Below are 12,319 nucleotides of genomic sequence, written 5' to 3'. Positions count from 1 at the left end.
ATGATTATTCGCGGGGGGAAGAGTCGCATGGCACGACGCTGGGTAAATGCCTTGGCATATGGCGGCGTATTGCTCGCCCTTTGCGGTTGCAACACCGCACCGCAGACACAGACCCCGCAAATGACCGACCAGGCCAGATTGATAAAGCTCGCGGCGGATGTTGAAAAGCGCGGCGACCGCGGAACGGCGCTTGCCCTCTACGAGCGCGCCGCAACCTCTTCGACGGATCCGGCCATTCAACTGCGGCTGGCAAAAGCGCGGGAAGCAGCGGATGATCTTGACGGCGCGGAGGCCGCCTACCGCACCATGCTAGGCGCAAATGCCAACAGCAGCGAAGCCCTTGTTGGATTGGGCTCCATTCAATTGCAGAAGGGCGACGCCCAGGGTGCCATCCGGTCACTCAATGCCGCCGCCGCGCATGCGCCGTCCGGCAAAGTCTACAACAAGCTTGGTACCGCCTATATATTGCTTGGCCAAACTGAAAATGCCGAAACGGCCTTCAGCAAGGCACTGTCGATGGAGCCTGGAAAACTCGATACCCGAACGAACCTTGCCCTGGCGCAGGCCGTTGGCGGCAAGTTCCCGGTTGCCGCTTCGACGATGCAGGACGTGGTCAATTCACCCTTGGTGGAACGGCGCCAGCTTATCAATTACGCGGTCATTCTGCGCATGTCAGGCCGCACCGACGAAGCACGCGCGGTCAATGTTCCCGAGATGACGGCAGCCGGCAAGGAAACCATTCTTCGTCAGGCCGCCAATGCCGTCACCATCAAGGATCCGGCATCGCGTGCCAAGGCGATTGGCGTGCTTGCCTCCGGCTGACAGCCTGACCTCCAATCTGTTTAAATTCCCCCGACATTGGTGGTGGATTCAGGCGCTTTGCCACCTGAACGATGGTCTTCCCCATCAATCACGCGCCTTGCCGCCCGTGCCACAGGCGTGGCCATGGCAGGGCCCATATCCCGGCCGCGCACCAGGTCGCCTTCCTTTTCCGCCATCAATTGCAGATTGAGATTGTTGGCGCATCCCGATGGCAGATACAGTGCATCCGGCGTCTTGTCGGGTGTCGTGCAGGCATCCGGAACAAGCATGCGGCCTTCGGCTGCATATCCCTTGCTGCCCGGCCGGTCATAGCCTTTGCGCACGACTTTACCATTGGCGTCAGGCGTGACAGGGCCAGTCGTTACATAATGATAATTGGGCGAGTATGGCTCGGGCTGGGTCTGGCACCCGCTCGCACCGGCAAGGATGCACAATCCGGTAACGCGCAGAATCCGGCGTGGGCTCACGATCATCGTCTCAATCTCCCACATAGAAACCATATCCTTTTTTCGCGACCTGCCGTTTCTTGGCGACCGGAGCCGACAACGCACCGCTTGGGCTATCGAGCGGTGTCTTCAATGATCTGTCCGAGCGCGGCTGAACCAGATACGGCGTGATAAGAATGACAAGCTCCGTCTCGTTGCGTTGGAATTTCTTCGATTTGAACAGGCTTCCCAGGATGGGAACATCGCCGAGAATAGGGGTTTTCTCCAACTCCCGCGTTTCTTCTCTCTGGAAAAGACCGGCAATGGCAAATGTCTGACCGCTGCCAATTTCAACCGTCGTGTCTGCCCTGCGCACCTTGAACCCCGGGACGCTGACACCGCCGATGGAGACACCCGTGGCCGCCGAAATGGTGCTGACCTCCGGCTTGACCTGCAGGGAGATGCGATTGTTGGGAAGAAGCGCCGGTGTAAACTGCAGCGAGACACCGAATTGTTTGTACTCGATGCCGATCTGCCGGTCGCCGGCTGGGATAGGGATGGGCACTTCACCGCCGGCGAGGAAGCTGGCGGTCTGTCCGGTTACCGCCGTGATGTTCGGCTCTGCGAGAACTGTCAGAATACCGTTGTTCTGGAGCGCGTCGAGCAGAACGTCGACGTTCACATTACCGGTTCCCAGATGCGCATTGATACCGCCCGGCACGGTCCGCAGGGGGTTCCCTTTGACGATGCCGAATGAGAATGAACCTTTTTCGATCAGAGCGCTCCAGTTAAGGCCGTAGCGTTCCAGCGAATTGCGCGACACCTCGGCGAACCGCACGCGGATATTGACCTGGTTGGCGCCCTGTATCGTCGTGTTGTTGATGGGAGGATTGCCAGGCTTGGCGTAGGACTGGATGACGGATTCCGTGTCCACGGCCTCGCCAACCGAGCGCGCTTTACCCGTGGCAACGGTCTTTTCACCAAACAGCTTCACGTCGATGATGGTGTTGGGTTGCAGCGTCTTCATCGACTGCTTTGCCGGATCGGTATTGCCCGAAATAATGAGCTTCATGGTTCCGCGTAAACTCTGGTCAGCGTTGAGCGCTATGAGATTGGTCGTGCCGACCGCCGATCCGAAAACATAGATCGCGCCCGGGGAAACCACACGGACGTCAGCGATCTGGGTGTCCGCCACGAACACCGATTCAACCGGCTGATCAAAGCGGATGATGACGCCCTGCCCTTGCGTCAGCTTCAGAGGCTGACCGGTCATGGCATCAACGCTGATCGTCTGCGAGTGGGCAGAATCATGCATGACAATCATCGATATCATGCCCAGAAGCAGCACGCCCAGCATCATGCCGGGCGCCCTGCCGGAGGGCCATTTCCTATTGCGTATCAGGTATTTCACTCTTCTGGGTCCCCCGACCTGGCCTGCCGGTCTATCCGGCCGTTTCCGTCTGGTCATTGCGTTCCGCCTTCAGCGAGGAAGGCTTTTCCGGTGCAGGAAGGGCGATTGTCGCCAATGACTGCACATTGAATTCTGAGGCAATTTCCTGATAGGACAGCACCGGAATATCGACATTCTGGCCGGCAAGGATGCTGTGAATCTGCCGGCGAATATCGATTGACGTCAGCACCGAACGCTTCAACATCGGATCGCCCGAGTTCAACAATGCACTGACCTGATCAATGAGCGGCTTCAACACATCGTCCTGCAGGTAGTTTCCCTGTCTCAAGGCTGTCCTGATGGCTTCTTCAATCTGCCGCGTCAGGATGAACACCGGAATGATGCGGTTTTTCTCCGCGCGGCGATGACTGATCTGGCGGGCCAGACCACTTCGCACCAGTTCCGTCATCTGATGCGCATTCTCGATCTGCGGCGCATTTTCCACGATCGTTTCCAGAATGGCCCGCATATTGGTGATGGGCACATCCTCCTCGACAAGGCGGCGCAGAACTTCAGAAATCTTCTGCACGGAAGAAACCTCAACCGCTTCCTTGACCAGTTCACCGTATTGGCTTTCACAGGCGGCCAGCAGGGCTTTCGTTTCCTGAATGCCGGCAAAATGCGCAGCGTAACGCCGCAATGCATGGAACATGATTTCAAGCAGAACAGCGTCCGGAGCGTGATAAGGAATGCCAGCGTCCATGAGCTTCTGCTCGTGCTGCTTGTGCACCCAATAGGTTGACCTGCGGCCGATCAACGTCCCCGCATCGTCGTAATCGATGCTCATCAGGTCCAGATCGGTCGCTGCATCCAGCACCAGCAGATGCTCTGGCTCGATCGTTCCTTCCACGATCGGCACGCCCTCAAGGTCAAGGCGGAAATCATTCTTCTCGCCATCCTCGGCCCGCCACAGCTGCGCCTGCGGAATATTGATGCCGAGATCGACAAGAATGCGCCGTTTGATCGTCTCGGCACCCGCAGCAAACTTTTCCGCCGAAATGACCTTGCCCAGATCCTCGCCGAGCCAGACGGCAAGCCGGGACATGGTTTCGCGTGATGGCTCCGGTGTCTCGGATTGAAGATCCTTCGCTTCATTCTCCAGCTCAAAGACGGTGTTCTCCACCCTGATCTGGCGCCTGCGGATGAATGCAAGGCCGCCGGCGATGGCCGCGAGCGACAGAAAGACGGTGACGGGCATGCCGGGGACAAACGCAAGCAGGAAAAGGATCACCGCAGCAAGGGAGATCGCGCGCGGATCGGCACCCAGCTGCCCGACGATTTCGGTGCCCAGGTCCTGATTGCCGTGCGAGGCAACGCGGGTCACAACGGCACCCGAGGCAACCGAGACGAGCAGCGCGGGTATTTGTGCGATCAGGCCGTCTCCGACCGTCAGCAGCGAATAGGTGTGGGCAGCCTCGCCGAATGACAGACCACGTTGCCAGATGCCGATGCTGAGCCCGCCAATCAGATTGATTCCGATGATGATGATACCGGCAATCGCGTCACCCTTGATGAATTTCATTGCGCCGTCCATGGCGCCGTAGAACTGGTTTTCCCGCTCCAGATTCTGCCGTTTGATCTTGGCTTCCGCCGCGTCTATGTCGCCGTTGCGCACTTCATTATCAATACTGATCTGCTTGCCGGGCAGCGCATCCAGGGTGAAGCGTGCAGCCACTTCGGCCACGCGCTCGGCGCCCTTCGTGATCACGACGAACTGGGCGACGGTGATCACCAGAAACACGACGAGACCGACAACGATCTCGCCGCCCACGACAAAGTTCCCGAACGTATTCACCACATCACCTGCATCGGCCTGAAGCAGAATGAGGCGCGTGGTCGTGATCGTGAGCGACAGGCGGAACAACGTTCCCAACAGGATGACAGACGGCAAAGCCGAGAACTCCACCGGCCTGGAGATATAAAAGGCGACAATCAGCACCAGCAGGCTAAAGGCAAGATTGATGCCGATCAGCACGTCGACCATCACGGTCGGCAGGGGCAGGATCATCATGCTGATTGCCAGCAGCACCATGACCGCAACGACGAGGTCGGTGCGCCGCGCCGCCATTCGTGCCAGTTGGTTCAGCTGCAGGAGCATCTGCATCGTCAGGATCCGGCCGGAGAAGTCGTTGCGGATTTTGACTTCCTGGTCATGAAGTCGGAGAAAGCATCACGGGCTTCCTGATATTGCCCCGCGGTCCAGAGGGCGCGGCTTTCCAAGGCCGCAAGCTCCAGCTGAAACTCTTCGCCCAGGTCCGCCATGCGGTCGATGGTCGTCAAAGCGCGCGTGGCCGCTCCCTGTTCGATAAACACCATCACAAGCGTCTTGAGGATGGCAGCATCATCGGGGGCGACACGAGCCGCCAGCAGCAGGAACACCAGGCCGCGATCGAGATTTCCCGCGCGCCAATACAGCCGGCCCAATGTGTGAAGATAGTCGGCGCTGTCACGCTCGTTGAAGTTCAATGGACTTTACCTCTGCAATTCGGCCATTCACATCCCGGCATTTATCGATTTCCTCCTGCATCAGCTCGACCGCAAGGGCGGCAACGTCCGGCCCCAGTTCCAGGAGAGGCAATACATGCTCGAGAATATGCAAAAGCATTTCTTCGTTATGGAACCCCTTGAGCCGTCCAATCGCCGATGCGTCGACCCGCGAGAACTTGTCCGTGCGCTTGCGGTTGGCATTTTTCCCGCGTTCATTGAAAAGCCTGGTGCTGCGCAGCGCAGTTTCAAAAGACTGCACATCCGTGGCGGGGGACATGCCGCTACGATCGGCGGCGGATGGCAACAGCCGCTCAGCGCGCTCCCGGCTTTCAGTGCGACGCAGATCAAGCGCCATAGGCCCTCCCGCCGGTTAGAATGTCAGCGTGAATTCTTCCGCGTTGCGTTTGACGACAAGTCTGTGCGACCCGATTTCCTTGATGATCCAGCCGTCTTCCAAGGCGGCACCCGTGTAGAGACGCGAACCGTCAGCAGCAATCGCATAGGGCTTTTCTCCGAACCAGACCGCCTGCAGCTTGAATTTCGGCTGAATTCTCTTTGCCTCTTCATGAACGCTGCTCGACACGACGTTGCGGCTGCCATACTGGCTATCAAATCTGTACTGGACATCGGTCCACTTTTTCATCTGTGCCTGATCGACCGCACCGCCCACATGCACACGCGATCCCTCCCATTGAACATCCAGAGCCTCAAGGCCATTGTCAGCCAGCATCTGGCTGAGCACCTGACGGGGATCTCCTGCCGCTGCGGATACGGGCGCGACCTGCAACGCGGCGGTAGTCTCAAAACCGGCACGGCGACTGTCAAAATTACCGGCAATGCCAGCCTGAACAAGCGCGATCGACACGGCCAGCAAGGCAATGCAGCCGCCAATCAACCCGAATTTACGCCATGGCCGAAGGCGTGATTGCAAATCCGGCTTCATTTTCGCCGGCCCATTGAGAACCATGGAAACGCCGCCTGCGGAAATCCTCACGGGCAGCCTTGTGCGCATGCCCTTGCCGATTTCGAGCGTTGTGCGGTTGTTGATGACAACCTCACCATTATGAGCACCGATAACGACCATTGCCCCCGCGCGGCGAATAGAGAAGTGACGTTCCTCTATCGAACTGTCGCTCAAAAACAGATCGCAGTCGGTGGAAGAGCCGATTTGGCAATCATCACCGGAAATGGGAACCACGACACCGCGATGAACGCCATCGAGGACATTCAACGTCAATTCGCCTGTGCCGCCCGGAATCTGCTTCATCAACATCATGAGAAACCTGTATTAACTGTGGCGCCGGCATCGGCGCCCAATGGCACCTCGAAGAAGACAAGGAGAGGACAGCATGGGCCGCCCTCTCCCGCAGTAAAATCAGCCGATTTTTGCCTTGGCGATGTCAAGCACGCTCTGGCCATCCATTGTTGCAAGCTTTGTCTGCGTTGCTTCTTTCTGGATGCGATCAAATGCTTCCTTCAAAGAAGCAAGATTGCTGTCGAAATTGGTGGATGAGGAGGATGCGTTGACGGAACCTGACTGAGCCATGATGAATCCCTTTTGCGTTTCAGTTAATCACAGGCTCGTGACTCCGAGCCTTTTCAAGCACAAATCAGTGCGAACTCACAACTAACAGCATACTCATAAATTGGCAATGTTACAGGAAAAAGATTGCCGTCATCCGGCCGTGTTTTATCTTACAAATATTACACCTATTTGCCGGAACCACAGGTTATCTAACGCCAGCTAACAAAATAAATACATGTTTTATATGGATAATTTCACTAGACAGAATGAACTTGAAAGAACACCGGCCCGCTTCAAGGATGCTCACAAAGAGATCACAACGACGTTGACAGTGAATACTCACAATTGTAATCCTTTGACGGTGATTTTATCATAAATCGGATGTGAAAGCGTGGCAGAAAACATCACCTATGTGGGACATTCCGCTTTCCTGATGGCGCTCGCCGCTGTGATGGTGGCGTGTGGCACATCGGCTGCGACCGCACTGCCGGAATGGGCGAACAAACCCTACAATTACGTGCTGATCAATCAGGACTTGCCCGGAGCCATGAAGGAGTTCGGCCGTAATCTCGGATTTCCGGTTGTCCTCGACGGTCAGGTGCGCGGCCAGATCCGCGGCCAGGTCAAGGCGCAAACGGCAGGACAATTTCTGGATGAACTTGCGCAGGGCAATGGCGTCAACTGGTATTTCGATGGCGCCATTCTTCACATCAGTTCCAGTGATGAGTTCAAAACACAGGTTATCGAGCTGGGGCGGCTCACCGGCGATGCCGTGCTGCAGGAAATGAAGCGCATGGGTCTTTATGACGAGCGTTTTTCGATCACCTACAGCAAGAATGCAGCGGCGCTGCGCGTGTCGGGGCCGCCATCCTACATCGCCGTCACCAGGGAGGTTATTTCAACCATACAGCCTCCGCCCGCAACCGATGACGATCCCAGAGTGCGCGTGTTTCGCGGCCGCGGATCAACCGTCGATGAGACTGTGGAGCTGCAGACCGCACGCAAGCGCACGGACGCTCCGGCTGCGCAACCCAAGACTGTTTTGACCAAAACAACAAATTGAGGAGTTTCAATCATGACCGCTGAACGGATTGCACCGGCCGCCGCGCAACAAGCATCTCCCCCTGTCGATGATGCCGCCCAGAAACAGCAGTTCGAAGAGGCGTTGGCATCCTCCATGCTCTCGGGGGCAACCTCGATGTTCACGCAGTTCATCATGGATATTGCCGGCGACCAGATGAGCGAAGCCAATTCATCCGAGTAAGCATCTGCTGCAATCAACCAGTGAGGTACGCACCAATGGTTACCCCCATAGCTCCCGTCAGCAGCGTGTCGCAGCACCAGCCGGTTACGCCGGTTTCTGCCAATCAGCAGAATATCTATGAACATGTCGCGACAACGATCCAATCCATGCCGCACGGCGCAAGTCCCGTCGATATTGGCCGCAGCCTTGGCACCACGTTCAAGTCGGTTGCCGATCGCCTTGAGAGCGGAAGAGTTGAGGTTCAACGGTTCCTGGCATCCGGTGATGTGGGAGCCACGCCTGCCGGACAGGCAAAGGACCAGCAGTCTCCTCTCAACAAGGACAAGATGAGCAACCTGATACAGGGGCTGACGATGTCATTTGACCTGATGCAGCGTCAGCACATGATTGCCAACGTGCCCATTCAACTGACCACCAGCGTTCGCGAAACGACCCGCGGCGGTGGTTGAGGCAAACAGCAATCCCATGACGCACACGTTCCAACGCATGATTTTGGCGATAGCCGCCGTATGTTTTCTGCAGGCATGCAAATCGGATCTCTATACCAATCTTGACCAGCGCGAGGCCAACCAGATTGTGGCAACGCTGTTGACGCATGGGATTTCGGCAACGCGCAAACCACAGAAGGACGGGAAGCTGACCGTTCTGGTGGATGAGGATCAGTTTGCCGAGGCGGTGACATTGCTGGCGGAAAACGGGCTGCCGAAGGCGGAATTTGCCACGATAGGCAGCGTTTTCAAGAAGGAGGGGCTGGTGGCCTCGCCTGTTCAGGAACGGGCACAAATGATCTACGCCCTGAGCGAAGAATTGTCCCGCACGGTTTCGGAAATCGACGGGGTTCTTTCCGCTCGTGTTCACGTGGTTCTGGCGGACAATGATCCGCTCAATCGTTTTGCCGCACCAGCTTCGGCTTCGGTGTTTATCAGGCACGAACCCTCGCTGAACATCAATGCATTGATCCCGCAGATCAAGACGCTGGTCGCCAACGGGATTGCCGGACTGAGCTATGAGAAGGTCTCGGTCATTCCTGTTGCCGCGCCGCAGAAAACACGCGAAACGCCGCCCGAGCTGGAAGTGCGGGAGTATATGGGCTTGTGGCTGACCAGGGAAAGCGAAAGCCGGGTGTTCTGGATGGCGGCAATCGCTGGAACGCTTGTTCTCGCGCTGCTTGGAACAATCGGGTTTCTTCTCTGGCAGCGGCGCGTGCCCATGACCTATGCACTTGAGCCCACAGACATTGCCCGGAATGGAAAGACCTCATGACAATGTCCCAGGGCAGCGGCCGGAAATCCTCATCCGCGTGGAATACTTACTTCAACAATACGGCGCGGTTTATTCATCCGGACCGCCTATCCGCAAGCTTCGCCGGAGTTCTCCTGCCTGAAGGCATCGAGCTTTTGCGCAATGCGCAGCGCATTGGTCACAACACGCGACGGCTCATGCGCGAGCATTTCCGGCTTTCTGCTCTTCCGGCTGAGCCCAGACTGGAAGCGTGCGATCTGCAACTGCTGCTGATGCCCCCGGAAGATGTGGCGGCTTTCGAGTTGCGGTGCGGTGCGATGTTCCTGGCCAATTCGCTTGCGCAGATCGTCCAGTCAGCGGCCGCCCATCGGCTGAAGGACGCGTTGGGCCAGGACCTTTATGCGCTTGCGCTGGCAAACCGCCATTTGGCTATCGCGGGTGAACCGGTCACCGATCCGGATACGCTGCTGGCCGCCATGCAGCGTGACGGGCAGGCGTGCATCTCAACGTGGCGGGAGAGCATGCCGGATTATGTCAACGACTGGTTTGGTCTCAAATATCCGGGTGATGACACAATTGCGCCGGCCCATTCCGGCGACCATGCGAAACGTGCTCTTGTCATCGTGCGGCACCCATCAAACGCGCGCGCGGATATGGCAGCCGCATGATGGATCTGCCCAAAACACCGGCGGCCCGGATCATATCGGCGCGGGATACCGCACTATGGACCGACGCGCAGGCAATGCTGGCCGCAGCGCGGCAGGAGGCGGATGATATCCGCAGTGCGGCGCAGGCAGCTTTCGATGCAAGCAAAGCAGAAGGATACCGGCAGGGGCTGCAGCAGGGCGAACAGGATGCCGCGATCCTCGTCGCCGAGACCGCAACCAAGATTGATCGCGATCTTGAAGCGCTGCAGGAGCAGGTCATTGATCTCAGTCTCTCCGTGGTCGAACAGCTGATCGGCGAAATCGACAATCCGGTTGTGGTCGCCAAACTGGCAAGCAATGCCATCGAGCTTTTACGCTATGAGCGCGCGCTCACCGTTTACGTCGCCCCCGAACTGGAAAGGGAAGTTAAAAACCTTCTGCAGGAGATATCGACCGGCCTCGAAAAAGGCCTGTCCGTCAGAATCACCGGCGATCCCCGGCTGGATAGCAGGAACTGTCTCGTCGTGTCTCCCAGCGCCGTCGTCAATGCCGGGCTTGATGCACAATTGTCCATCATTCGCCAGGCTCTGATCGCTGCGCGCGACGAAGCCGAATTTGGAGTGGTCTGACATCCATGCAAAGCGACCTCAGCCGACTCATGAACCGCTTTCAAAGAGCTGCAGTCAGCGCTCATCCGCTGCAGGTGCATGGGCGTGTGCGCCGCATAACGGGTGTCATCATCCATGCCTCCCTGCCGATGGTCCGGATTGGCGAGTTGTGTGAGATTCGCGATCCCGTGTCCGGCCGCACCGTTCCGGCTGAGGTGATCGGGTTCGACAATGATGATGCCGTTCTCAGCCCCATTGGCGATATGGCGGGCATGTCCACGCGTGCCGAGGTCATCCCGACTGGCAGCATCATACAGGTTCCTGTGGGGCCGGGATTGCTGGGCTGCGTGGTCAATGCCCTCGGGGACATCGTGAACGACAATGGCCGCGATCCGGATGCGGCCGCCGGGATTGTTGCGCTTTACCCCACCCTTGCCGAGCCCGTGAATGCTTTGCAGCGCGATCTGGTCCGCGATCCCCTGCAACTTGGAATACGCGCCATCGACGGTCTCTTGACCGTCGCTCGCGGCCAGCGCATCGGCATTTTCGGTGCGCCGGGTGCCGGAAAATCCTCGCTGATATCAAGCATCGTGCGCGGGACCCAGGCAGACGTCGTAGTCATCGCCCTGATTGGCGAGCGTGGCCGGGAAGTGCGCGAATTTCTCGATGTCCAGTTGGGCGTCGAAGGCAGGAAGCGCGCGGTAACCGTGGTCGCAACCTCCGATCGCCCGGCGATCGAACGCGTCAAGGCGGCACACTGCGCCACGGCAATCGCGGAATATTTTCGCGACGAAGGCAAGGATGTTCTTCTGTTGATGGACAGTGTTACCCGCTTTGCCAGAGCACAGCGCGAAATCGGTTTGGCGGCCGGCGAACCCGGCACGCGCCGCGCCTATCCCCCATCGCTGTTTGCAGCCCTTCCACGTCTCCTCGAGCGCTCCGGACCCGGCGTGGGCGGATCAATTACCGGACTTTATACGGTGCTGACCGAAGGCGACGAAACGCTGGATCCAGTGGCGGAAGAAGTAAAGGCCATCCTTGACGGCCACGTGTCGTTGAGCAGCCTGCTGGCGGAGAAAAACCATTTTCCAGCCATTGATATACTGCGCAGCCGCAGCCGGTTGATGGACGCAGTCGCCAATGAAAGCCATAGGGCAAGCGCCACCGCAATCCGGGAAATGATGGCGCGCTATGAAGAAGTGGAACTGCTGCTTCGCGTCAATGAATACAAGGCAGGTTCAGACGCGGTTACCGACAGGGCTGTCGAAAGGCATCAGGCCATCACCGATTTCCTGCGGCAGGAAAGCCATGAACATTCGACGTTCAATGAAACCTTGGACAGGATGTGGGAGCTTGCAAATTGAAGAACCGGCAGAGATTTGAAAAGCTCCTGGGCTTACGCAAAATGCGCCTGCAGATTGCAGTGAATGCCTTGTCTGTTCAGCAGATGCTCGTCAATGACGCTGAATCGCAGCGATCCAAGGCCTATAATGCCATGCTCGAACTTGCGGCTGAGTTGACCGCCCGGGACGATGAAAACAGGCAAAACCTGACGGGAAACACAGTCAGCCAAGCCATGCTCGAGCGCTACCGCCAGGATATTCTGGCGATAGATCAAGAACTCGCCAGGAGTGCCGATTCCCATTCCCGGGCAAGCGAGCACCTCGATCACATGCGCACTGATCTGGCAAAAACACTGGCAGACTATCTCGCCCGGAAGAAATCACTTGAACAGCTGGAGGCTGCCTTCGAAGCGGAACAAAGGACAGCATCGCTTTTGCGCGCTGAGATGGAAGATGACGATCGCGATGATTTTCACAAGACTTCCCTCAGTGCAGGGCGGGCCTGA

16 protein-coding genes are annotated in these 12,319 nt (G+C 57.7%); 9 read left to right on the top strand and 7 right to left on the bottom strand.

The features are described 5' to 3' along the window. Window positions 1-27: 27 nt before the first annotated feature. Window positions 28-822 carry a tetratricopeptide repeat protein gene (locus ACTJJ7_RS02940; RefSeq protein WP_440965257.1) on the top strand — a complete coding sequence of 265 codons (795 nt, stop codon included), beginning with the start codon at window positions 28-30 and terminating at the stop codon, window positions 820-822. Between the two features lie 20 nt (window positions 823-842). Here the strand turns inward: ACTJJ7_RS02940 and ACTJJ7_RS02935 are convergent, their stop codons facing one another. The 7 genes from ACTJJ7_RS02935 to ACTJJ7_RS02905 form a co-directional block, all read right to left on the bottom strand. Further along, window positions 843-1,295, bottom strand: coding sequence for a hypothetical protein (locus ACTJJ7_RS02935; RefSeq protein ID WP_440965255.1), 453 nt, complete (start codon window positions 1,293-1,295; stop codon window positions 843-845). 4 nt (window positions 1,296-1,299) lie between these two features. Next, entirely contained in the window at window positions 1,300-2,658 is a 1,359-nt protein-coding gene (locus ACTJJ7_RS02930) for a type II and III secretion system protein family protein (RefSeq protein WP_440965253.1), read from the bottom strand. Window positions 2,659-2,689: 31 nt separating this feature from the next. Continuing rightward, window positions 2,690-4,801 (bottom strand): type III secretion system export apparatus subunit SctV, encoded by a 2,112-nt coding sequence (gene sctV / locus ACTJJ7_RS02925; RefSeq protein ID WP_105733659.1) that lies wholly within the window; start codon window positions 4,799-4,801, stop codon window positions 2,690-2,692. Window positions 4,802-4,803: 2 nt separating this feature from the next. Then, window positions 4,804-5,163, bottom strand: coding sequence for a tetratricopeptide repeat protein (locus tag ACTJJ7_RS02920; protein WP_440965251.1), 360 nt, complete (start codon window positions 5,161-5,163; stop codon window positions 4,804-4,806). Continuing rightward, complete coding sequence (locus tag ACTJJ7_RS02915) at window positions 5,144-5,539, bottom strand: hypothetical protein (protein ID WP_440965249.1); 396 nt, start codon at window positions 5,537-5,539, stop codon at window positions 5,144-5,146. The genes ACTJJ7_RS02920 and ACTJJ7_RS02915 overlap by 20 nt, the downstream gene beginning before the upstream one ends. Window positions 5,540-5,554: 15 nt before the next feature. Beyond that, complete coding sequence (locus tag ACTJJ7_RS02910; RefSeq protein ID WP_440965247.1) at window positions 5,555-6,460, bottom strand: SctD/MshK family protein; 906 nt, start codon at window positions 6,458-6,460, stop codon at window positions 5,555-5,557. Window positions 6,461-6,559: 99 nt separating this feature from the next. Then, on the bottom strand, window positions 6,560-6,730 hold the full coding sequence (locus ACTJJ7_RS02905; RefSeq protein WP_162700357.1) for a hypothetical protein: 171 nt from the start codon (window positions 6,728-6,730) through the stop codon (window positions 6,560-6,562). Between the two features lie 370 nt (window positions 6,731-7,100). Between ACTJJ7_RS02905 and ACTJJ7_RS02900 the strand changes: the two genes are divergently transcribed. From ACTJJ7_RS02900 to ACTJJ7_RS02865, 8 genes are read left to right on the top strand one after another with little or no spacing between them, the layout of a single operon-like run. Next, window positions 7,101-7,772, top strand: a complete 672-nt coding sequence (locus tag ACTJJ7_RS02900; RefSeq protein ID WP_440965244.1) for a type III secretion protein — start codon at window positions 7,101-7,103, stop codon at window positions 7,770-7,772. Window positions 7,773-7,784: 12 nt separating this feature from the next. Continuing rightward, entirely contained in the window at window positions 7,785-7,973 is a 189-nt protein-coding gene (locus tag ACTJJ7_RS02895; protein WP_105733654.1) for a hypothetical protein, read from the top strand. A 35-nt stretch (window positions 7,974-8,008) separates the two neighbouring features. Next, window positions 8,009-8,422 (top strand): hypothetical protein, encoded by a 414-nt coding sequence (locus ACTJJ7_RS02890; RefSeq protein ID WP_105733653.1) that lies wholly within the window; start codon window positions 8,009-8,011, stop codon window positions 8,420-8,422. Window positions 8,423-8,438: 16 nt separating this feature from the next. Beyond that, complete coding sequence (gene sctJ / locus ACTJJ7_RS02885; RefSeq protein ID WP_105733652.1) at window positions 8,439-9,236, top strand: type III secretion system inner membrane ring lipoprotein SctJ; 798 nt, start codon at window positions 8,439-8,441, stop codon at window positions 9,234-9,236. After that, the gene (locus ACTJJ7_RS02880; RefSeq protein ID WP_440965241.1) at window positions 9,233-9,883 is read left to right on the top strand and encodes a hypothetical protein; all 651 of its coding nucleotides are present in this window, start codon (window positions 9,233-9,235) and stop codon (window positions 9,881-9,883) included. The genes sctJ and ACTJJ7_RS02880 overlap by 4 nt, the downstream gene beginning before the upstream one ends. Beyond that, window positions 9,880-10,491, top strand: coding sequence for a type III secretion system stator protein SctL (sctL, locus tag ACTJJ7_RS02875; RefSeq protein WP_440965240.1), 612 nt, complete (start codon window positions 9,880-9,882; stop codon window positions 10,489-10,491). The genes ACTJJ7_RS02880 and sctL overlap by 4 nt, the downstream gene beginning before the upstream one ends. A gap of 29 nt (window positions 10,492-10,520) precedes the next feature. Next, window positions 10,521-11,834, top strand: a complete 1,314-nt coding sequence (locus tag ACTJJ7_RS02870; RefSeq protein ID WP_440965238.1) for a FliI/YscN family ATPase — start codon at window positions 10,521-10,523, stop codon at window positions 11,832-11,834. Further along, window positions 11,831-12,319 (top strand): hypothetical protein, encoded by a 489-nt coding sequence (locus ACTJJ7_RS02865; RefSeq protein WP_440965237.1) that lies wholly within the window; start codon window positions 11,831-11,833, stop codon window positions 12,317-12,319. Before ACTJJ7_RS02870 ends, ACTJJ7_RS02865 begins: the two co-directional genes overlap by 4 nt.

Source organism: Phyllobacterium sp. 22229 (assembly GCF_052056495.1).
GTDB lineage: Bacteria > Pseudomonadota > Alphaproteobacteria > Rhizobiales > Rhizobiaceae > Phyllobacterium > Phyllobacterium myrsinacearum.
This window is presented reverse-complemented; position numbering and strand designations above follow the sequence as displayed.